This window comes from Arthrobacter sp. H20 (assembly GCF_000520515.1).
GTDB lineage: Bacteria > Actinomycetota > Actinomycetes > Actinomycetales > Micrococcaceae > Arthrobacter_D.
In genome coordinates, this window is record NZ_KI914757.1 from 56,499 (window position 1) to 77,088 (window position 20,590).

Annotated in this window: 19 protein-coding genes; 10 read left to right on the plus strand and 9 right to left on the minus strand. The window is 63.4% G+C overall.

Features of this window, described 5'->3' with window-relative positions; translation table 11 throughout:
• The 5 genes from Y703_RS21775 to Y703_RS0115870 all read left to right on the plus strand — a co-directional run.
• A partial coding sequence (locus Y703_RS21775) for an aminotransferase class I/II-fold pyridoxal phosphate-dependent enzyme (protein ID WP_035765576.1) occupies positions 1–657 on the plus strand: 657 nt, incomplete at its 5' end.
• A gap of 440 nt (positions 658–1,097) precedes the next feature.
• Positions 1,098–2,996 (plus strand): molecular chaperone DnaK, encoded by a 1,899-nt coding sequence (dnaK, locus tag Y703_RS0115855; protein WP_026553494.1) that lies wholly within the window; start codon positions 1,098–1,100, stop codon positions 2,994–2,996.
• Between the two features lie 2 nt (positions 2,997–2,998).
• Complete coding sequence (grpE, locus tag Y703_RS0115860; RefSeq protein WP_026553495.1) at positions 2,999–3,691, plus strand: nucleotide exchange factor GrpE; 693 nt, start codon at positions 2,999–3,001, stop codon at positions 3,689–3,691.
• A 158-nt stretch (positions 3,692–3,849) separates the two neighbouring features.
• Complete coding sequence (locus tag Y703_RS0115865; protein WP_026553496.1) at positions 3,850–4,869, plus strand: DnaJ C-terminal domain-containing protein; 1,020 nt, start codon at positions 3,850–3,852, stop codon at positions 4,867–4,869.
• Between the two features lie 29 nt (positions 4,870–4,898).
• Positions 4,899–5,312, plus strand: coding sequence for a heat shock protein transcriptional repressor HspR (locus Y703_RS0115870; protein WP_026553497.1), 414 nt, complete (start codon positions 4,899–4,901; stop codon positions 5,310–5,312).
• 58 nt (positions 5,313–5,370) lie between these two features.
• Here the strand turns inward: Y703_RS0115870 and Y703_RS0115875 are convergent, their stop codons facing one another.
• Complete coding sequence (locus Y703_RS0115875) at positions 5,371–6,417, minus strand: LacI family DNA-binding transcriptional regulator (protein ID WP_026553498.1); 1,047 nt, start codon at positions 6,415–6,417, stop codon at positions 5,371–5,373.
• A 156-nt stretch (positions 6,418–6,573) separates the two neighbouring features.
• On the opposite strand from Y703_RS0115875, the gene pulA reads away from it, so the two are divergent.
• Positions 6,574–9,651 carry a pullulanase-type alpha-1,6-glucosidase gene (gene pulA / locus Y703_RS0115880; RefSeq protein ID WP_026553499.1) on the plus strand — a complete coding sequence of 1,026 codons (3,078 nt, stop codon included), beginning with the start codon at positions 6,574–6,576 and terminating at the stop codon, positions 9,649–9,651.
• Positions 9,652–9,692: 41 nt separating this feature from the next.
• Here the strand turns inward: pulA and Y703_RS20395 are convergent, their stop codons facing one another.
• Positions 9,693–10,244 carry a substrate-binding domain-containing protein gene (locus Y703_RS20395; protein WP_051427669.1) on the minus strand — a complete coding sequence of 184 codons (552 nt, stop codon included), beginning with the start codon at positions 10,242–10,244 and terminating at the stop codon, positions 9,693–9,695.
• A 295-nt stretch (positions 10,245–10,539) separates the two neighbouring features.
• Here Y703_RS20395 and Y703_RS21095 point away from each other — a divergent pair, with 295 nt between their 5' ends.
• The 3 genes from Y703_RS21095 (at position 10,540) to Y703_RS0115900 (ending at position 12,586) form a co-directional block, all read left to right on the plus strand.
• Positions 10,540–11,139, plus strand: a complete 600-nt coding sequence (locus tag Y703_RS21095; RefSeq protein WP_026553500.1) for a hypothetical protein — start codon at positions 10,540–10,542, stop codon at positions 11,137–11,139.
• A gap of 20 nt (positions 11,140–11,159) precedes the next feature.
• The gene (locus Y703_RS0115895; RefSeq protein WP_026553501.1) at positions 11,160–11,843 is read left to right on the plus strand and encodes a PspA/IM30 family protein; all 684 of its coding nucleotides are present in this window, start codon (positions 11,160–11,162) and stop codon (positions 11,841–11,843) included.
• A 62-nt stretch (positions 11,844–11,905) separates the two neighbouring features.
• Positions 11,906–12,586 carry an SDR family NAD(P)-dependent oxidoreductase gene (locus Y703_RS0115900; RefSeq protein ID WP_026553502.1) on the plus strand — a complete coding sequence of 227 codons (681 nt, stop codon included), beginning with the start codon at positions 11,906–11,908 and terminating at the stop codon, positions 12,584–12,586.
• A 43-nt stretch (positions 12,587–12,629) separates the two neighbouring features.
• Here the strand turns inward: Y703_RS0115900 and Y703_RS0115905 are convergent, their stop codons facing one another.
• From Y703_RS0115905 to Y703_RS0115935, 7 genes are all read right to left on the minus strand, one after another.
• Complete coding sequence (locus tag Y703_RS0115905; RefSeq protein WP_051427670.1) at positions 12,630–13,436, minus strand: ABC transporter permease; 807 nt, start codon at positions 13,434–13,436, stop codon at positions 12,630–12,632.
• Positions 13,433–14,398, minus strand: coding sequence for an ABC transporter ATP-binding protein (locus Y703_RS20405; RefSeq protein ID WP_051427671.1), 966 nt, complete (start codon positions 14,396–14,398; stop codon positions 13,433–13,435). Before Y703_RS20405 ends, Y703_RS0115905 begins: the two co-directional genes overlap by 4 nt.
• A 19-nt stretch (positions 14,399–14,417) precedes the next feature.
• Positions 14,418–14,714, minus strand: a complete 297-nt coding sequence (locus Y703_RS0115915) for a transcriptional regulator (RefSeq protein WP_026553504.1) — start codon at positions 14,712–14,714, stop codon at positions 14,418–14,420.
• Positions 14,707–15,357: a hypothetical protein gene (locus Y703_RS0115920; protein WP_026553505.1), complete on the minus strand. Its 651-nt coding sequence runs from the start codon at positions 15,355–15,357 to the stop codon at positions 14,707–14,709. The genes Y703_RS0115915 and Y703_RS0115920 overlap by 8 nt, the downstream gene beginning before the upstream one ends.
• Before the next feature lie 86 nt (positions 15,358–15,443).
• Positions 15,444–16,652 (minus strand): MFS transporter, encoded by a 1,209-nt coding sequence (locus Y703_RS0115925; RefSeq protein ID WP_035765580.1) that lies wholly within the window; start codon positions 16,650–16,652, stop codon positions 15,444–15,446.
• A gap of 114 nt (positions 16,653–16,766) precedes the next feature.
• A complete protein-coding gene (gene trmB / locus Y703_RS20410; protein ID WP_035765583.1) occupies positions 16,767–17,651 on the minus strand; it encodes a tRNA (guanosine(46)-N7)-methyltransferase TrmB in 885 nt (294 codons plus the stop codon).
• 126 nt (positions 17,652–17,777) lie between these two features.
• Positions 17,778–18,554, minus strand: a complete 777-nt coding sequence (locus Y703_RS0115935; RefSeq protein ID WP_026553507.1) for a type 1 glutamine amidotransferase domain-containing protein — start codon at positions 18,552–18,554, stop codon at positions 17,778–17,780.
• A 558-nt stretch (positions 18,555–19,112) separates the two neighbouring features.
• On the opposite strand from Y703_RS0115935, the gene Y703_RS20415 reads away from it, so the two are divergent.
• On the plus strand, positions 19,113–20,590 hold a 1,478-nt coding region (locus tag Y703_RS20415), incomplete at its 3' end, for a DEAD/DEAH box helicase (protein WP_253908087.1).

Consider the following 20,590-nt stretch of genomic DNA (forward strand, 5'->3'; position numbering starts at 1 on the left):
CCCACCGGCCGGGTCTATCCGCCCGACGTGCTGTCGCGGCTGGCGGCGGTCCTTGAGGAGGCCTCGGAAACACACGGGCGCCGCATTTATCTAATCTCGGACGAACCTTACAACCGGATTGTCTACGATGAGGCAGACTTTCACAGCCCGGTCGAGTTCTATCAACACACCTTGCTGGCGTACTCCTATGGAAAGACCCATCTGGCACCAGGCGAGCGCATTGGCTATTTGGCGCTGCCGCCGACCATGCCCGACCGCAGGGGGCTCTCCTCGGCAATCGCTGCACTGCAGCTGGCCATGGGGTGGATCTATCCCAACGCCGTTCTCCAGTACGCGCTGCCCCGCCTGGAGCAGTTCTCCATTGATATTCCCAGATTGCAACGCAAACGCGACCGCATGGTCGAAGCCCTCCAGGGCATGGGTTACCGGCTCAGCCGGCCAGAGGGTACGTTCTATCTGTTTGTGCGGTCCCCCAACCCCGACGACGAAGCCTTCGTCGAAGTACTCGCCGATCAGGGCGTGTTCGTGATGCCTGGCGCGCTGTTCGAGACGCCTGGGTTCTTCAGGATCTCGCTGACTGCCAGCGAGGACATGCTTGAGAGGAGTCTGCCGGTGTTCGCTGCAGCAATCGGCTGGGCAGGCCGCGCCCGCGGTTAGCTGGACGAACGGGACCGCGCCGGGACAGTCACTGACCTAGGTATTTTACAAGGCCAGCAGTGGACACTCATGCAAGAGGAGTCGATGGTTCCGAGACCGCCACCCACGCCTCTGGAAGCCGGTGTTTGGAGCCGGCATCCCTGACGGAGCCGTCCGACCGCCCCTAAAGACGGCGGCTCCGTTCGGGGGGCGGCCCTTTCTCCGCCCCGTTCTCTCACGGCGGAACCGGCGGCGACACCGCCACACGCCCGCCATTTCGGGACCCAGACGTGCGGCAATCAGCGCACTTGAGTCAACGTGACTCAACTTCAGTTTGACTCTGATCCCAGCCTGAGTACAGTTGAGTGAAGAACGCTCAAGCCCCGGCTCTCGCTGAAATGCTTCGCAGGATCCAGCGGCTGGGCGCTCCCCTCATGACGGGCTTTTGAAAGGAAATACGCATGTCACGTGCAGTAGGTATTGACCTCGGAACCACCAACTCAGTGGTTTCCGTACTCGAAGGTGGCGAGCCCACCGTTATCGCCAACGCTGAAGGCGCACGGACTACGCCCTCGATCGTTGCGTTCTCCAAGGGCGGTGAGGTGCTGGTTGGCGAGATCGCCAAGCGCCAGGCCGTCAACAACATCGACCGGACCATCGCTTCTGTCAAGCGCCACATGGGCACCGACTGGGATGTGAAGATCGACGATAAGAACTACACCCCACAGGAAATCTCAGCGCGTATCCTTCAGAAGCTGAAGACCGACGCCGAGAGCTACCTGGGTGAAAAAGTAACTGACGCCGTCGTCACCGTCCCAGCATATTTCAATGACGCCGAGCGTCAGGCAACCAAGGAGGCCGGTGAAATTGCTGGCCTGAACGTCCTGCGTATCGTCAACGAGCCAACCGCCGCTGCACTGGCATACGGCCTGGACAAGGGCAAGGAAGACGAACTTATCCTGGTCTTCGACCTGGGCGGCGGAACATTCGATGTGTCACTGCTTGAGGTTGGCAAGGACGAAGATGATTTCTCCACCATCCAGGTACGCTCCACCTCCGGTGACAACCGTCTCGGCGGCGACGACTGGGATCAGCGCGTTGTTGACTATCTCCTGTCCCAGGCCAAGGCCAAGGGAGTTGACTTGTCCAAGGACAAGATCGCCCTGCAGCGTCTGAAAGAAGCAGCAGAGCAGGCCAAGAAGGAACTGTCCTCTGCCAGTTCCACCAACATCTCGCTGCAGTACCTGTCGGTCACGCCTGACGGCCCCGTCCACCTGGACGAGCACCTGTCCCGCGCCAAGTTCCAGGACCTGACCAAGGACCTGCTGGACCGGACCAAGAAACCCTTCAACGACGTCATCGAAGAAGCAGGCATCAAGGTTGCCGACATCGATCACATCGTGCTCGTGGGTGGCTCAACCCGGATGCCCGCGGTCGTCGAACTGGTCAAGCAGCTTGCCGGTGGCAAGGAGCCCAATAAGGGCGTCAACCCCGATGAAGTAGTAGCAGTTGGCGCCGCCCTGCAGGCTGGCGTGCTGAAGGGTGAGCGCAAGGACGTGCTGCTCATCGATGTCACTCCTCTGTCCCTCGGGATCGAGACCAAGGGCGGCATGATGACCAAGCTGATCGAGCGCAACACGGCCATCCCCACCAAGCGCAGCGAAACCTTCACGACGGCTGACGACAACCAGCCATCGGTTGCCATCCAGGTCTTCCAGGGCGAGCGCGAGTTCACCCGGGATAACAAGCCACTGGGCACCTTTGAGCTGACCGGGATTGCTCCGGCTCCCCGCGGTGTGCCTCAGGTTGAGGTGACGTTTGACCTTGACGCCAACGGGATCGTTCACGTGTCAGCCAAGGACAAGGGCACCGGCGCCGAGCAGTCGATGACCATCACCGGCGGCACTGCCCTGTCGAAGGAAGACATCGATCGGATGGTCCGCGAAGCCGAAGAGCACGCCACAGAGGACAAGCAGCGCCGTGAAGCGGCTGATACCCGCAACGGTGCAGAGCAGTTGGCCTACTCGGTTGACAAGCTGATCGCTGACAACTCAGGCAAGCTGCCCGAGGACGTCAAGACCGAGGTTCAGGCCGACGTCGACGAGCTGAAGAAGGCGCTGGAAGCTAACCCCGAGGACGCCGGATCGGCTGACACGGTCAAGGCAGCGTTCGACAAGCTTCAGGCATCACAGACCAAGCTCGGCGAGGCGATCTACGCGGCGGCCCAGCAGGACGCTGCAGCACCAGGTGCAGACGCTCCTCAGGACGGAGCGACGCCTGACGCCGACTCCGCCTCGAATGACGAGGACATCGTCGACGCCGAGGTAGTCGACGAAGACGACTCCAACGAAAAGAAGTAATCATGCCGCACCACGGAAATGAAGAAGAGCACCAGTCCGAACCGGTCAGCTTCCACGACAATCGGAAGATCGATCCTGAGACAGGTAAGGTCCGTGGGCAGCACCAGGATGACGGCGGTTCACAGGCTGGTCCAACCGATCAGCCTGTGACCCCGGACTCCGTGCAGGACCCTGTCGAGGAAGCCGACGCCGGAGAGCAGGCCGCCGACGGCAGCGATGCGCTGGCCCAGGCCGAGGCAATACTCAACGGGATTGACGGGGAAGGGCTGAACGAGCCCTCACCTGTGGAAGCCGAACTGCGCACCGATCTGCAGCGCCTGTCGGCCGAGTACGTGAACTACCGGAAGCGCGTCGAGCGTGATCGGGATGTTGCACGGGACATGGCGGTTATTGGAGTGCTGAACTCGCTGATGCCCGTCCTGGACGATGTCGACGCGGCCCGCCAGCACGGTGATCTGGCCGACGGACCCTTTGCCGCGATCTCCACGAAACTGGAGAACGCGCTGAAGACCTACGGCCTGACCCGGATCGATGAGATGGGGGTGGAGTTCGACCCGAACATCCACGAAGCCCTGATCCAGCAGCCGAGCGCCGACGTGCGGTTCGACGTCGTAAGCCAGATACTCCGGGCTGGTTACAAAAAGGGCGACCGTGTCCTTCGGGCGGCCCAGGTCATCGTCGCAGTACCTGAGTAGTTGTCTTTGAAGCCGGTGCTGGTTACGAACCGGCGGCAACGAAGTTTTCCGAACCCGCAAGCTCGATCGGAAAATGTTACAGCCGCCCTGTTCGAAACCAGCACCGGCTTCTGACAAACTCACCTATTCTTTGAATTCATTACGAAAGGGGACGCCAATTGGCTAGTCAGGATTGGGTCGAGAAGGATTTCTATAAGATCCTTGGCGTCTCCAAAGATGCTTCCGGCGCCGACATCAAGAAGTCGTACCGCAAGCTTGCACGTAAACACCATCCGGATCGGAACCAGAGCACGGGCGGGTCGGACAAGATGTTCAAGGACATCTCCGAGGCCTACTCAGTACTCTCTGACCCAGAGGATCGGCAGCAGTACGACGCCATCCGAGCCATGGGCGGTGGCGCCCGCTTCACAGCCGGGGGCACCAGTGGCGGAGCGGGGGGCGCCGGTTTCGAGGACATCTTCGGCAACCTGTTCGGTCAAGGCGCTGGCCGTCCGGGCCCCGGCCGTCCCAGCGCTGGCCGCCCACGGGCGGGGGCCGGCGGTGCAAGCTACGGAAACCTCCCACCGGAGTTCGCCGACCTGTTTGGCCAGGGCGGTGGCGGTGGATTTCCGGGCGGTTACCAGCCCACCCCCCGCAAGGGCTCCGACAGGACAGCGACCACCAGCATCTCGTTCGCCGGTTCCATCAACGGCACCACCATCGGGCTGCGTGAACCATCCGGTGAGGTCATCGACGTGCGGGTTCCCGCCGGCATCAAGGACGGCCAGAAGATCAGGGTCCGCGGCAAGGGCCAGGCTGGCGCAGCTGGCAACGGTGACCTGATGGTCAGCGTCAGCGTCAAGCCTCATCCGTTCTTCGGACGCGACGGCGACAACATCCGCGTCCACGTCCCGATTTCCTTCCCCGAGGCGGCTCTGGGAGCACACATCAGTGTTCCAACTCTTACTGGGAAGACTGTGAAGGTGAAGGTTCCCGCGGGGACGCCCTCAGGGCGCACCCTGCGCGTCAAGGGCCGAGGGGTCTCGACGGCCAAGGGCACGGGAGACCTGTTGGTGACCATCGACGTCGTCGTCCCCCAGAAGCTGAACAAGGACGCCGAAGCTGCTGTCGAGGCGTTTGCTGCCGCGACCGCCGACGCTGATCCCCGATCAGGTCTTGCCACCAAAGCGAAACTCTAAAGCCGAAACCGCTTCGAAAGGAGGTCACGATGGCAATCGACGCAACCCTGCCCATCTATGTGATCTCCGTCGCCGCCGAACTGGCGGACATGCACCCCCAGACCTTGCGCCAGTACGACCGGTTGGGGCTGGTGACACCCAGCAGGGCCCCAGGTCGTGCGCGGCGCTATTCCCAGCGCGACGTCACCACCCTCCGCGAGGTGCAACGGCTCTCCCAGGAAGGCGTGTCGCTGGAAGGCATCCGCCGCATCCTGCAACTCGAGAACCAGGTCACTGCGCTTCAGTATCGGGTGCAGGAGCTGACCGACGAGCTGGCCTCCCGGCGTCGCCATCCCGATTCCAGCCGGGTATTCGCCGCGGGACTGGCGGGAGACGTCGTCACCCTCGCGCGCGGGCAGCGCCCCCGGCCTCGAAGCCAGGCCATGGTGGTGTGGCGACCATGATTGCCGCGTGCTTTCGGTGAAGCGGCCCCGAACGGTGAAGTAGCCGCCCGGCGGCGCGCTAGCTCCCGGTCGTCGTGAGCGCTGGGCCTGCGCCAGTGGAGCCCCGCACCACGAGATCCGCCTGGAACAACATGTCAGCCCTGGTAGCCCGGTCGCCGTTGAGTTCAGTGACAAGTGCGTGCACTGCCGCCTCGGCCATTGCTGGGATATTCTGCCGCAGGGTTGTCAGCGGTGGATCGGTGAACGCCATCAGCGGCGAATCGTCGAAGCCGACAACCGAGATGTCCTCAGGTACCAGTAGCCCCCGGGTCCGCGCCGCTCGCATGGCACCAAGCGCCATCATGTCTGAGGCGCAGACAATGCCGGTGTGACCACTGTCGATCAGCTCGTTCGCAGCGCTTTGCCCGCCCTCAATCGTGAACATGCTCGTTGCGATGTGGGAATCCGCGTCGTCTTCACCGAGGAACTGCACCAGACCGGACCGGAATCCCTCGAGCTTGCGCCGACTGGGGATGAAACGATCAGGCCCTGTCGCGAAGCCCACTCGCTGGTGGCCCTGTGCCACCAGATGCCGCACTGCGGTGCGGATGGCTGTCGCGTCATCGTTCGAGATGGACGGGGCATCGATCTCCGGGCGAGCACCGTTGACCAGAACAAACGGGACGCGGCCGCGAAGGCGCCGATAGCGCTCCACGCTTGCCCGGCCATCCGAGTGCGCCGCACAAACGAAAATGATGCCGCTGACGCCCTGGTCCAGCATGAGCGCCACATATTCGTCCTCCGTGATACCACCGCCCGGCAGTGTGCAGAGTGCAGGAATGTAATCGTTGGGTGCCAGCAGCGCCGCGATGGCGCCTGCGAAAGCAGGAAAAGTAGGGTTTACGAGGTCCGGAACCACGACGCCGATTTGGCCCTTCGAACGCCCTGCGGAGCGTGCGGGGCGCTCGTAACCGAGGTGATCCATCGCAGCAAGGACTGCTTGACGTGTTTCCTGGGAGGCACCACCTTTTCCGTTCAGGACGCGGGAAACAGTGGGAACACTGACACCGGCGGTGCGCGCAACGTCATCCAGTCGGGGACGCTCATTGCGGCTCGGGGGTGTCATTGCTTCAATCTAACGCATGCCAGATGCCGGGCCAGTAAAGTTGCGTGAAAGTTTCGGAAAAGGCTTGACCGTGGGCGCGTCCAATCCGTAGGGTTTGGGACATCCACTCCTGCTCTGTTCGGCCCTGCAGCGACGCACGGCCGTGGAAGGACCACTATGATCTCCCTCGAAACTTCCGGCGTTGCCGCCAGGACGCCCGCTCAGCGTCGAGTGCGCTTGGCCGCCGTCGCGCTGACCGTGCCGCTGCTTGCAGCGCTGGCGCCAACTCCCGCACTCGCCGACCATACGAATGTCCCGAGCTCCGTGGCGCTGGTCGGTTCACTGCAATCGGAGCTCGGCTGCACGGCTGATTGGCAGCCCGAGTGTGCAGCCACACGGCTGGAGCCCGTGGCAGGTTCGCCGGACAGCTGGGCGGCAACCTTCGAACTCCCCGCCGGAACCTATGCCTACAAGGCGGCGCTGAACGAATCGTGGAGCGAGAACTACGGCGCAAACGGTGACGCTGGAGGGGCCGACCTGTCGCTGCAGGCGCCCGGCGGCCCGGTCACCTTCACCTATAACCACCGGACGCACATCATCTCCAGTGACGTGCCGGAGGGTCCGGCAGCGGACAACGCGGCGCATTGGCTAACCGAGAACACTATCGCATGGGATTCCAAGGACCTCCCGGACGACGCCCGGTACAGGCTTTACGCTGCCCCCGATGGCGGACTGGCCGTCGAGAACGGCATCGTGGTGGGCGGGACGGCAGTTGATCTCGCCCCGTCAGGGAACGAGCTTCCGTCGGCTCTGGCGCAGGAGCACTCACACCTCGCTTCGCTTCCGACCTTCCAACTCGGTAAGAAGGACGCCCGCCGTGCCGGTGGCCTGCTGAAAGGTCAGCTGTTGATGACCGCGGTATCAGCCGACGGCGTCGTGTTGGCCGCCACGGGCGTGCAGGTTCCCGGCGTGCTCGATGACCTGTATTCGGACGCCGAGGGCCGGGAACTGGGCCCGCACTGGAAGGGCAACAAGCCGCAGCTCACACTGTGGGCACCTACCGCGCGGAGCGTGTCAGTGCAGGTCTTCAGCGAAGGGTCGGACGGCGAACCGGTAGCCGTCCGCATGCTCCGCGAGGGCAAGGACGGCACCTGGAGCGTTCGCGGCGAGAGGGACTGGAAGGGCATGTACTACCAGTTCGACGTCGAGGTCTTCGTGCCAGAGAGCGGAGCCGTGGAACACAATCTTGTGACCGACCCCTACAGCGTGGGACTGTCGACGAACTCGGAGCGCTCCCTGCTCGTGGATCTCGCCGACCCAAGCCTTGCGCCGTCGGGCTGGTCCGGGCTGAAGAAGCCAGCGCTCGAGCGACCGGAGGAACTTTCGGTGTACGAGCTGCATGTCAGGGACTTCTCGATCGGTGACACAACGGTTCCGGAAGTCGAACGGGGCACCTATGCCGCCTTTACGCGGCAGGACAGCGACGGCATGAAGCGGCTGTCGGAACTCGCAGGCAGCGGGCTGAACGCGGTGCATCTCCTGCCAGTCAACGATATTGGCACCATCGAGGAAGACCGCGCTCTCCAGGCCGAGACAGACTGTGATCTCGCGTCCTTCGCACCCGACAGCGACCGCCAGCAGGAGTGCGTCTCGGACGTCGCTTCCCGGGATGGCTTCAATTGGGGCTACGACCCGCTGCACTACACAACTCCGGAAGGTTCCTACTCCACCAATCCGGAGGACGGCACGCGCATCCGTGAGTTCAGGGACATGGTTGCCTCGCTGAACACCTCCGGCCTGCGCGTCATCCAGGACGTCGTCTACAACCACACCGCCGGCGCAGGGCAGGAGTCCACAAACAATCTCGACCGCATTGTCCCCGGCTACTACCACCGCCTCAACCCGGAATCAGGCGCAGTCGAGACCTCGACCTGTTGCCCGAACACTGCCACCGAGCACACCATGATGGGCAAGCTCATGATTGATTCGATGGTGACCCTCGCGCGGACTTATAAGCTCGACGGCTTCCGGTTTGACCTCATGGGGCACCACACGAAGCAGAACATCCTCGATGTCCGGGCGGCGCTGGACAAGCTGACTCTCAAGCGCGACGGCGTGGATGGGGCATCGATCTACCTCTACGGCGAGGGCTGGAACTTTGGAGAGGTGGCGAACAACTCGCGTTTTGAGCAGGCAACACAGGCCAATATGGCTGGCACCGGCATTGGTACCTTCAACGACCGCCTCCGGGATGCAGTGCGCGGCGGCGGGCCGTTCGATGCCGACCCGAGGATCCAGGGCTTCGCTTCCGGACTCCTGACTGATCCGAACGGTGTCGAGGCGAACGGCACCGAGGAGGAACAGCGTGCCCGGCTGCTGCAGTCCCAGGACCAGATCCGGGTAGGGCTCACCGGCAACCTGAAGGATTACGCTTTTCTCGACCGCTTCGGTAACAACGTGAGAGGGGCCGGCGTCGACTATAACGGATCACCAGCCGGCTATACGGCCGACCCCCAGGAAGCCATCACCTACGTCGAGGCGCACGACAACGAAACCCTCTTCGATGCGCTGGCCTTCAAGCTGCCGACTGATACGCCGATGGCTGACCGGATCCGGATGCAGACCCTCGCCCTGTCCACGACGGCGCTGGGCCAGGGCATCTCCTTCTGGCACGCGGGCGGCGAAGCGCTGAGGAGTAAATCCCTCGACCGCAACAGCTACGACTCCGGCGATTGGTTCAACATCCTCGACCACACGGGGACTGACAACGGCTTCGGTCGGGGGCTTCCGCCTCGCCCCGACAATGAAGACAAGTATGGGCTCATGCAGCCGCTCCTGGCCGATACCGCTCTCAAGCCCTCACCAAACGACATCGAAGCGGCGCGGAACCAGGCCCAGGAACTGCTCACCATCCGCAAAGGCAGCCCACTGTTCAGCCTGGGTACCGCTGAATTGGTGCAGCAGAAGCTTTCCTTCCCGAATGCCGGGCCGGATCAGGCCCCGGGCGTGATCGTCATGCACCTCGACGACACGGTGGGACCGGACGTCGATCCGGAACGCAAGGGCATCGTGGTGGTCTTCAATGCCTCCGACGAGGCCACCCTTCAGCAGGTACCCGGTGCCGAGGGCCAGGCGTACGTGGTTCATGCCACGCAGGCAGGGGGAAGCGACGACGTCGTCCGCCAGGCTGAGGCGGGATCCGACGGTTCCTTCTCCGTCCCGGCCCGGACCGTCGCCGTCTTCGAGGCGCGGTAGGTCAAGGACCCGTACCTCAAGAGCGCACGGCGGCGCCGACGTTAGACAGCCGGTGCTGCCGTCCTCGACCGGATGATGAGCGCCGTCCGCGCATCGCGATGAGTGGGGCGATGGGCATCCGGGTCCTGCAGAATCTCGAGGAGGCGCTGGACCGCGCGCTGGCCTTGCTGGTGCGGATATCGGGCCACAGTGGTCAGCCCCAGCGCCTCCACGAGCTCGTGTCCGTCGATCCCAATCACTGAAATGTCCTCAGGTACGCGCAAACCAAGCTCACGCGCCGCGATGATGGTGCCGATCGCCATTTCGTCCGAAGCGTAGAAGACCGCCGTCGGCGTTTCCGCCCCGGGAAGCGGCCCGCCGATGTGCGCAATCCGCCGGTGGCCGAGGTCAATGAGGTGCTCAGTCGCCAGTTCGCGGGCGCGGTGCCCGGCATCTTCGTTCAGGTTGTAGAGCGTCAGGCCATACCCGTCTTCGAGTGGCGAAGCCGCTCCGCTGTCCACGATCTGTGAGTAATACCAGCGAGCCACCGACGGCACGACGACGCCCACGTTGCGGTTACGGTCCGAAGCTAAGGACGACGCCGTCGAGCTCATCACAAAACCGAGTTCCTTCGCGGCCTGCAGGACACGGGCAGCGAGAGCGGACCACGAGGGCCTAGCGGTCTCGCGTGACCTCCTGCCGGGGCCCTGGGACGACGCTGGACAGGTACACCTGGGATGACCGGGTGCAACAGGTGGGAGGGAAGGCGAGGCGTTGATGCTGTCAGGGCAGCGCCCCGGCCTCGAGGCCAGGCCATGGTGGTGCGGCAACAGCGATTGCCGAGTGCTTTCGGTTAATCCCGGAGTCTCGGCGCTGGAAACCCGCGCGCTTACAGTGCAGACTGGGGGTATGCCTCAACAGTTCTCCGACTCCGGTGACTTCGGTGAAACGCTCATGCAGCTGCTCCTTATCGGCGGGGCAACGCTGCTGGTGATCGGCCTGGGAATGGCCCTTGCCACGTGGGTGATTGTCCGGCGCCTCCGCCGCTCCGGCGTCGTGCAGCGCAGCTTTTCCACTGGCGTTCTTACCGCTCGTTCGTACGCCGTCGACGACGGCGTACGACGGATCGCGCGCCTCCGCCTCGATCTCCGGCGCTCCGGTCAGGCTACTCGCCGGGCACTCGACGCGGCGTCTGGCAGCGGAGGGCCGATCGGTGAGTTGCCAGCAGTAGCGCAGGACCTCCTTCGGGCCGAACGGGCGCTCGAGGACCAGCTGCGACTGGCCGAACGGGAACCGGACAAACAGCTCAGACGTGATCTCGCCGGACGAATTGGTGAGCAGGTGCAGTCCTACAACACGCTGTCGGCGGACCTGCGCCGATCCCTGATGCACGCGGGTCAATCCACGGGCGGCGCTGAAATTCAGCGGGCGAGCACGCGCCTTACCCGCGAGATCGGGGTGCTACAGGCGTGGAGCAAGTCCTACGGCACCCATGATCAGATCCAGTAGAGGCTGAAGGAATCACCACCATGTCAATTGGCCGCCGCATCTCCCGCATCGTCCGTGCCAAGCGCACCGCCGTCAAGGAAAAGTCCAGTGACCCCATTCAGACGGTCGACGACGCCCACCGTCAGCAGCTGGACCTGGTGGACAAAGCCCGCCGCAGCGTTGCCGACCTGGCCGCTAACCGTCATCGCCTTGAGCTACTAGCTGGGGAAGCGGGCGCCGAGCTCGACCGATTGGATCGGCAGGCATCCGATGCGGTGAACGCGGGCGACGACGACGGCGCCCGTGCAGCCCTGCGGCGGAGCCAAACCGTCGCGAAGAGGCTTGAGACCCTCACCCGTCAGCGCGATGCGCTGGATGTGCAGGTCCGGCAACTCGATTCGAACCTGCAGCGGCTTGAAACCCGGGTGGAGGACAACGGACTTCGTTACCAGACGTTGAAGGCCCGTCACGGAGCGGCGCAGGCCGAATTAGGCATGCAGGATGCCCTCGCCGGGTCAGGACAGGCAGCAGCGGGCGCCGAAGCGGCGGCGCGGCAGGCTGAGCTGGAAGCGCGACGGGTGCAGGCCCAGGCCGCGGCGCACGACGAACTGTCCTGGTCCGACCCCAACTCGCGGCGGATCGAGGAGGCCTTTGAGGAATTGGAAGCCAGTTCGGCGGCTGACCGGGAACTGGAACGATTGAAGAAACGGCGGCCGGGGGACTAGTTCTGTCCCTGATCGCCTCACGCGGCGGCGGCGGTGACGACGAGGTGGGTAGACTCGGCGATATGACAACAATCAGTGGCAGCCATTTTCTCGTGATCGGCGCCACGGGTGTGCTCGGCGCAGTCGTGGCACGGCAACTCGTGGGTGCTGGCGCACAGGTGACCTTATCCGGACGGTCTACGGACGTGCTTGATCGTCTTGCGGCTGAGCTCGGTAGCTCGGTCATCGGGACCGTTTCGGCCGATCTCACGCACCCAGGTGCCCCCGACGAAATCGCTCAAGCCTGCGGGGACATCGACGGGCTGGTCTACGCGGCCGGAGTGGTGGCATTTGGTCCAGTCACTGAACTGGACGACGAAACCCTCGACGAGCTCCTCCTGGTCAATGTCCTGGCGTATATCCGGCTCATCCGGGCGGTCTCGCCGCAGTTACGACGGGATTCAACAGTTGTCCAGATCAGTGCTGTGGTGGCCGAGAGCCCAACCGCTGGCATGGCTGCGTATTCAGCGAGCAAGGCGGCGCTCAGCGCGTTCGGCAAGGCCTTGACTCTGGAAGTCCGACGGCAGGGCATCCGGGTGGTTGATGTGCGTCCACCACATACGGAAACGGGGCTGGTGAACCGGGCGATCGCAGGGTCAGCGCCGCGGCTACCCCAGGGTAAGGACCCGGAAGCCGTAGCGGCCCGGATTGTGCGGGCAATTGCTGACGGCGAGAAGGACCTGCCAGCGTCGGAGTTCAGCTAGCGGCCATGCCGGCACGGACCTGATCCAGCCGGCTGGTTCGGGACTACTTGAAGCGGCGGCCCTCATCCCGCCGGTTGGCCCACAGAGCCAGCGCGCCTAACCCAAGGGTCCAGACTGTAAGGGTCAGAAGCGACAGTGGCTCGATCACGCCACCGGTGAAGACCTGAACTGAAATGTCGCGTGCGGCGCGAGAGGGCAGGAACAGTGAGAAGGTGTTCAGCCAGTCAGGGAAAAGAAACGGCGGAAGCAGCATTCCTCCGGCGAAGGCAAGCGGGAAGAAGACCACCTGCGTGACGGCGATCGCAACTTTTGACGTGCACAAATACCCGATGAACAGGCCCAGGCACAGGAACGGCAAGCCGCAGAGCAACCACACCACTATCGAGAGGGGAACCCTCCACCAGGAGAGCGTGCCGTCAGTGAATGCCTCGGGCGCCGCAGTCAGCGTCGTGCCAAGGATCAGCACCGGGATCAGGGCTATGAAGGCAAACAGCATGGCGGTCAGCGCACGGGCTATCGTCGACGGCAAAGCGCCAACGGGTAGCGTGCGAAGGTAGCTGCTCCACGGATTGGCTCGGTCTTCAGCTACACCGATTCCGTAATTGAACAGGAAAGCGCTCATGACGCCGAAGAGCGCCAGTTGCGCCACCGCCGTCAGGGAGGCCAGCGGATCCTGCACAGTGGCCTGCTGCGGGATGACGAAAAAGAGCAGCGCCAAGGCGGGGAAGATTGTGGACGAAATGACAGCTACCGGAATCCGGAGCTGTTCCAGGACCTGGGCCTTCGTATGAGCCCTGATCAGGGTTACCTGGGTGGGCGCGGATGTGCGCGGCCCCGATGCGACTGTCATGGCTGCTCCTGACTATGGGCGCGGATCGGGCCGTCGTCGACGCTGCCTGACTGATGATTTCGGGTCAATGCCCTGAACGCTTCCTCAAGGCTGGCTGCATGAACTTCCAGTGACCTCACATCGAGGTTCTCCAGAACCAGTGCCCTCACCGTCGCGTCACCGTCGGCGGTCACGATGGTGACACGGCCGTCGTCGTTCGTCTCCACGCCAACGGTGTGCGGCAGGCGTTCAAAGGACGACGACGGCAGTCCGGTTCGGAAGGAGACCCTGCTGAGAGTGACGTGACCGCGAATGTCGTCGACAGTGCCGTCAGCAATGATTGATCCCTGGTCGATCACTACCACTCGGCCAGCGAGGGCCTGGATTTCCTCAAGGTAGTGACTGGTGATCAGGAGGGTTCCCCCGGTTCTTTGGTACTCACGCAGCTGATGCCACAGGCTGTCGCGGGCATCAACGTCGAGTCCGGTAGTGGGCTCATCGAGGATCACCATTTCTGGGCGGCCGACCAAAGCAAGCGCAACGAGGAGGCGACGCTGCTGGCCTCCTGAGAGGCCGCCGCACTGCTTACGTGCCATCTCACCCAGCCCAAAGTCAGCCAGGAGATCGGCAGTGGGAACAGGGTCCGGATAGTGGGCTGCGACAAAGTCGACTGTCTCGCTGACCCTCAGGGTTTGGGGCACCGATGTCGCCTGCGGTGTTGTTCCAAGCCGCAACCTGGCTGCGGGGTCCAGTGGGCTTCGCCCGAACAAGCGAACCTCGCCGGCGTCGACCCGCCGGAGCCCGCAGAGCAGGCTGATGAGCGTCGATTTGCCGGCACCATTGGGGCCAAGTAGACCTACTGCCTCGCCGGATCGGATGTCCAGACTGATGCCGTCTAACGCTGTCATCCCGCCGAAGCGTTTGACGACGTGTGAGGCCGAGGCGAGTACCGGCATGGTGGGGGACGTGGCAGGAATGGTCATCACAGCTCCGGTCAGTGGGTCAGGATAGTCCAGCGAGGAGCTCCCGCAGGGCCTTTCGGTAGTCAGCAAAGGCGGCTTTGCCCTTGATAGTGATTGCGACGTAGGTGGCGGGGGTGCGGCCCTCGATGGTCTTGGTGACTTCCACATAGCCGGCGTCTTCGAGTTTGCGCAGGTGAGTGGAGAGGTTTCCTGCGGTCATGTTGAGGATCTTGCGGAGCTTCGTGAAGGCGATCCGGTCCCGCTCGCCGACCTCGTTAAGGGTGGTGATTGCTCTCAATCGAGACTCCGCATGGATGATTGGGTCGAGATCAGGCATGGGACAACTGCCTCTGCTGACGACGGCGTAGCGCTTCCACCAGAGCTGCCACCAGGAATCCGCCCGATCCGAAGATGAAGAACACGGTGAGGTAATGCCCTGAGCCGCTCAGTAACGCCGCCATGTTGACCACCAGGAACCAGATACCCATGACCGACTGCGTTTTGTCGTTGAAGGTAGTTCCGCCGGTGATGTACAGGAGGCCTACTATCAGGATTGCGATGCTATTCATCAGCATGCCGCGCACCCAGAAATCGTCGACGACGTTCAGGATGATCCCGCTCAGTGTGCCCATCACCAGGAAGCCCAGCGCCCAGGCGGCACCGTACATACCACCGATGAATGAGGTGTGCCCCCGGAGTCCGCGGCTATACCGTCCGGTCAGCACAATGGTGATCACGACTGCGATCAGCAGGATCGAACCGAAGATGCCGAGAGCCACCCCGTAATCCAGTGGAAGCCAGCCGAAGCGGGCTCCGTGCAGGGTCCCGAAGCCAAAAAGCCATGCGAGACCCCACATCAAGTAGAGCAGTGTTTCATTGCCTCGGAGCTCACGGCGGGCAGTGTCTTCGGCGCTCTGAACCACCCGGAGCGCACTGTGGAGATCGAGGGGCTGATCGCTGTCGGGTACTTGAGTTGTCATTGCTGCATCCTTTTTGTAAGACATACAAACCAGTTTGCCATGCAAACTGGTTTGTATAAAAGCATTGGCTGGATCCGATGAAGTGACTAGTGATTGGGCGCGTCGCGGAGGGTGGATGCAGCGACAATTCCGGCGATCAGCGCCAGACCGATAGCAAAGAGGACAACCCCGGTCCAGCCGAAGCCGCCGAAGAAGAAGCCTCCAACCCAACCGATCAGACTGGACCCGGCGTAGTAGAAGAAGTTGTAAAGGCTGGACGCCTGGGCACGGCCTACCTCGGTGAGCCTCGGTGTCCACCCGGCAGCGACTGAGTGGACGGTGAAGAACCCGCCGGTGAAAATGACCAGGCCGACAATGATCAGAGGCAGGGAATCGGCGAGAGTGATGATCAGGCCGATCACTATTACCGGGATCCCCACCAGCATTACCCTGAGCCGGCCAAACCGTGCGGCAAGGGTTCCGGCCACCCGTGACGTCACGGTGCCGGCGAGGTAGGCGAGAAACAGCAGGCTGATCACGGCCACCGGGAGGCCGAACGGTGGCAGTTCAAGCCGGAATCCGAGATAGTTGTATACCGCGACGAACCCACCCATTAACAGGAAGCCCTGGGAGTAGAGGCCCAGCTGCCGGGGGGAGCGCAGGTTGTGGGCAATTCGCTGCGACCATTGGGGTCCGACGCCTCGAACCACAGCTGCAAACCCGCGCGGTGCCGGTGCGAGCCAGACGAAGGCCACCGCCGCCACGGCTGCCATGAGGCTTGCAGCCAGGACCCCGGCCCGCCAATCGAACAGGTCTGTTACCGGCCCCGCCACGAGCCGGCCGGACAGCCCACCGATAGTGGTCCCAGCAACATAGGTCCCGGCAGCGACGGCGGCGTGCAGCCGCTGTACCTCCTCGTTGAGGTATACGAGGGCAATGGCAGGGATCCCACCCAGCGCCGCACCCTCAACGAATCGAAGCACCAGCATCAACTCAAATGTGGGAGCCAAAGGCACGAGCAACCCGAAGGCGACGGCGGCACTGATGGCCCAGGTCATGGTCCGTTTACGGCCCAGCCGATCGGCGACCCAGGACCAGGGGATGACCGCCAGGGCAAGGCCAATGGTTGCCGCTGAGACGGTGAGGGCGGCCTGGGCGGCGGAAATCGAGAAGCCGTCGGCGATGCTTGTGAGTACGCTCTGCACCGAGTACAGCTGGGAAAACGTTGCAACACCCGCGAAGAACAGGGCCCAGAGCATCCGGTTGTACGCCCGGCTGCCCTTGGGGTGGCCCTCCCACGCCTCGGGCGGGCTCATCGAAGGGCACCGCGTGCATGATTCCCCAGGTCCTGCAGGCAGCGACGGCGTGTCATCACAAACACGCCGTCTTGCGGGCAGGTATCAGACCAGTACCTGGGCAACCTGGTACGCCTAAAGCCGGCGAAAGGTCAGATCGAAGATCATCCGGCCCGCTTCATGGGCCTTGTTCTCAAAACTAGTCAGAATCCGGCCGTCAAAGCGGGGTGCCCAGCCGCCTCGGGCATCGACTCCCTCGTTGACGCCGGTATTCCCGGTGCTGACTGGATCCTTTCCTTTACGGACCGGGGCCCCACCGACCACCAGTTCCACGCCGCTCTCCCATACCTGGGTCAGGGGGCTGTCCGCGCCGGTGCGTTCGCCGTCGTGCGCGTTAGTGAAAGCCTCCGACGTGTCCAGAACATCGCGCATTTGCACTGCGTAGTCGGACCAGTCGGTTGCCAGGCGCCACCGGCCGCCCGGCGCGAGCACCCTTGCCGCCAGGTCGACGAAGTCGTTTTTGACCAGGCGGCGTTTCCGGTGGCGGGTCTTGTGCCACGGGTCAGGGAAGAAAACCCAGAGCTCGCTGACTGAGCCCTCAGGCAGCATGGTGGCAAGGGCCTCGGCGGCGTTGGCCTGCGCGACGCGGACGTTGGTGAGACCCTTCTGTTCGATCCGCAGGAGGGTCTGGGCCAGGCCCGGTTTGTAGACCTCGAGCGCTAGGAAGTTAAGGTCCGGCTGCAGCTCAGCGGCGTGGGTGAGGGCCTCTCCGAGACCCGAACCAACCTCGACGACAAGCGGAGCGTCACGGCCAAACTCGGCGGCGGCGTCGAACCGGTACCCGGGGTCTACTGAGGTGTCTGCCATCGAGCTGCGCGGTACCCCGACCACAAACCCGTCGAGCTCGGCCCACGCCTGGCGGCGTCGGCCCTGAAGGCGGGACCCTCTGCGGACAAAGGAAACCGGCTGGGACAGATGCGGTTCGGCCGGGGGAGTCAGGCCTGCTGGGTGAGTGCTCATTGTTCTTAGGATATCCAAACCAGCGAGACGCGCCCGCAGTGGTGGTTGAAACTGGCCCGTCAAAGCTGGCCAATTCACCCATTGCGGGCGCGTCCTGCGGGGAGCGGACCCCGCGGCGGCGAGGGCCTAGTGCTCCGACTCGGCTTCGGCTGCAGCTGCTGCCTTCTCGGCATCCTTTTCGGCGCGCAGTGCTTGAGATTCGTCCTGCTCTTCGGCTTTCTCCTGGTGGATGACCTCTGCAAGGAGTTTCTCCATCTCCTTGGCCACGCCGCCGGCGGAGGCCGGGTTCTGGCCGGTTACCAGGCGTTCGTCCACGATGACCTTCTCTTCGAAGACACCGGCTGAAACGTGGGTTGCGCCCTGTTCTTCTAGGCGATCCGCCAGGAAGAACGGGACAATCTTGTCCTTGTCGGCTGCGACTTCCTCGTCGTTGGTGAACGCCGCGACACGCTTGCCTTCAACGAGCCGCAGTCCGTTTTCCAGTTCTACGTTCAGCAGGCCGGCAGGACCGTGGCAGACCGCGCCAACAACGCCACCGGCGTTGTACACGCTGGCCACCAGCTTCTGCAGGCCTTCGCTGTCGGGGAAGTCCCACATGGTTCCGTGCCCACCAACGAGGTACACGGCGTCGTACTGCGAGGGGTCAACCACGTCAACCCGGGCGGTGTTGTAGAGGCCCGCTTTGGTGGTTTCGTCCTCGGTGAATGCCACCTGGATGGGGTCTGAGGTATCCACCTCGTCCTGGGGCGGCTGGCCACCCTTAATGGACGCGAAGTCAACGAAGTGTCCCGAATCCTTGAAAACCTTCCAAGGGTGGGCGGCCTCAGCCACGTTGTAGCCGGTCTTCTCACCGGTGTCACCAAGTTCGGAAACGCTGGTCAATACAAGCAGGACCTTTTTCATTGAATACTCCTTTTGTAGTTGTTTCCACCCTAGGCGAGGAGCACTGCCAGCGCACCTCGTGCCGAAGCGGCCAGCGCTACAGAAACCGTCAGCCGCGGCAGTTATATCGGGCGCGGCTGACTGTTTCTGCAGCGGGGGCGCATGACCTTCTGCAGGCCGGGTGCCAGGAACATGGCGTTTGCCGGGTGCGGAGCACTATCAACGACGTCGTGTCCTGACCCAGGGCTATCCCGTGGGGCAAGCCGGGGAGCGCTTAGAGGACCGGTAGCTGTGGGGTCAGTCACTTCCACCGGCCAGTTTACGACCAAACCACCCCCGGTGCAGGTCCCCGGGAGCATTCGCTGGTAGAGTTGGGGGACTCGTCTGCGTGTCAGCTTGATTGGGAACGATCCAAACCAGCTGGTCATTCACGCAGCTTGCGTCGATGAACGCATTCTTTTGTCCCGCATTTGAGCTCCCAGTATCGTGAGCGCGGTTGACACTGTCTGACTTTTCTTCGGCGAACCCTTCGCGTCAACCGATTCGTAGGGAAGATGAGAAGAAAGCTCGTGTACTTACATGACTACTTTTGCTGCACTCGGTGTGCCCAAGGCGCTGGTCCAAACCCTTACCGCCCAGGGAATCACCGAACCGTTCCCCATCCAGGTCAAGACCCTCCCGGATACCCTGGCCGGCCGCGACGTCCTAGGCCGTGGCCGCACCGGCTCAGGGAAGACCCTCGCTTTCGCACTTCCCATGGTGGCCCGTCTGGCCGAGCAGGAAGCCGCCTACCGCCGGAAGCCAGGTCGCCCCCTGGCGTTGGTCCTCGCACCAACCCGCGAGCTCGCCACCCAGATCAACGCCACCATTGAGCCACTTGCTACAGTGCTCGGCTTGAACACCACGGTCATTTACGGCGGTGTCTCCCAGGCCCGCCAGGAAAAGGCACTGCGCGCCGGCGTCGACATTGTCATCGCCTGCCCGGGCCGCCTTGAGGACCTGATGCGCCAGAAGCTCATCACTCTGGACGCCGTCGAAATCACTGTCCTGGACGAGGCCGACCACATGGCCGACCTCGGCTTCCTTCCGGTCGTGAAGAAGCTCCTGGACACCACACCCAAAGAAGGCCAGCGCCTGCTGTTCTCCGCCACACTGGATAATGGCGTGGACAAGCTCGTCCAGCGGTACCTGACCAACCCGTTGACCCACTCGGTCGACGATCCCCAGGCGTCGGTGACCACCATGGAGCACCACGTGCTGCTGGTCGGCGACCAGACCCAGAAGAAGCAACTGATAGTTCAGCTCGCCTCAGGTAGCGGTCGCCGTCTGCTCTTCATGCGGACCAAGCACCATGCCCGCAAGCTGGCCAAGACTTTGACCGATGCCGGTATCCCGGCCGTCGATCTGCACGGCAACCTGTCGCAGAATGCCCGTGACCGCAACCTCGCCGAGTTCTCCTCCGGTGACGTGCGCGTGCTGGTTGCTACCGACGTCGCCGCCCGTGGCGTGCACGTTGACGACGTCGAACTGGTAGTCCACGTCGATCCCCCCACCGAGCACAAGGCGTACCTGCACCGCTCGGGCCGTACCGCCCGCGCCGGCTCGTCAGGCACAGTTGTCACGATCACCATGCCGGAGCAGAAGTCCGAGGTGCAGAAATTGATGCGAGCCGCCGGCGTCGACGTCGCTTTCGAAAATGTGAAGGCTACCTCGCCGCTGGTCGGCAAGCTGATCGGTGATGTCGCCGAAAAGATCGATCCCCGGACCCGAGCGTCGCTAGTGGCTTCGCGCGAAGCCCAGCGCGGCGGAGGGACCTCCACCGGAGCCAACGCACAGCGTAAGCGCCGCGGGGCCGCTGCACCGTCAACGGGTGGCCGTGGCGGACGCGGCGGACGTGGACGCGTTGCAGCTGAGTCTCAGGGCAACCGGTCAGATCGCCGTCAGGATCAGCCTCGCGCAGCACGCTTCGGCGGCCAGACCGGGTCCTCAAATGGTGGCTCGCGTCGTCGCGACGATGATCGTCCCGCCACCTCCGGCACCGGTGGTGGCGGGAACCG

Excerpts from the sequence above, each read along its gene's own strand:
- dnaK (WP_026553494.1), top strand. The coding sequence starts at position 1,098 with ATGTCACGTGCAGTAGGTATTGACCTCGGAACCACCAACTCAGTGGTT.
- grpE (WP_026553495.1), top strand. The coding sequence starts at position 2,999 with ATGCCGCACCACGGAAATGAAGAAGAGCACCAGTCCGAACCGGTCAGC.
- Y703_RS0115870 (WP_026553497.1), top strand. The coding sequence starts at position 4,899 with ATGGCAATCGACGCAACCCTGCCCATCTATGTGATCTCCGTCGCCGCC.
- Y703_RS0115875 (WP_026553498.1), bottom strand. The coding sequence starts at position 6,417 with ATGACACCCCCGAGCCGCAATGAGCGTCCCCGACTGGATGACGTTGCG.
- pulA (WP_026553499.1), top strand. The coding sequence starts at position 6,574 with ATGATCTCCCTCGAAACTTCCGGCGTTGCCGCCAGGACGCCCGCTCAG.
- Y703_RS20395 (WP_051427669.1), bottom strand. The coding sequence starts at position 10,244 with ATGAGCTCGACGGCGTCGTCCTTAGCTTCGGACCGTAACCGCAACGTG.
- Y703_RS21095 (WP_026553500.1), top strand. The coding sequence starts at position 10,540 with ATGCCTCAACAGTTCTCCGACTCCGGTGACTTCGGTGAAACGCTCATG.
- Y703_RS0115895 (WP_026553501.1), top strand. The coding sequence starts at position 11,160 with ATGTCAATTGGCCGCCGCATCTCCCGCATCGTCCGTGCCAAGCGCACC.
- Y703_RS0115900 (WP_026553502.1), top strand. The coding sequence starts at position 11,906 with ATGACAACAATCAGTGGCAGCCATTTTCTCGTGATCGGCGCCACGGGT.
- Y703_RS0115905 (WP_051427670.1), bottom strand. The coding sequence starts at position 13,436 with ATGACAGTCGCATCGGGGCCGCGCACATCCGCGCCCACCCAGGTAACC.
- Y703_RS20405 (WP_051427671.1), bottom strand. The coding sequence starts at position 14,398 with ATGACCATTCCTGCCACGTCCCCCACCATGCCGGTACTCGCCTCGGCC.
- Y703_RS0115915 (WP_026553504.1), bottom strand. The coding sequence starts at position 14,714 with ATGCCTGATCTCGACCCAATCATCCATGCGGAGTCTCGATTGAGAGCA.
- Y703_RS0115920 (WP_026553505.1), bottom strand. The coding sequence starts at position 15,357 with ATGACAACTCAAGTACCCGACAGCGATCAGCCCCTCGATCTCCACAGT.
- Y703_RS0115925 (WP_035765580.1), bottom strand. The coding sequence starts at position 16,652 with ATGAGCCCGCCCGAGGCGTGGGAGGGCCACCCCAAGGGCAGCCGGGCG.
- trmB (WP_035765583.1), bottom strand. The coding sequence starts at position 17,651 with ATGAGCACTCACCCAGCAGGCCTGACTCCCCCGGCCGAACCGCATCTG.
- Y703_RS0115935 (WP_026553507.1), bottom strand. The coding sequence starts at position 18,554 with ATGAAAAAGGTCCTGCTTGTATTGACCAGCGTTTCCGAACTTGGTGAC.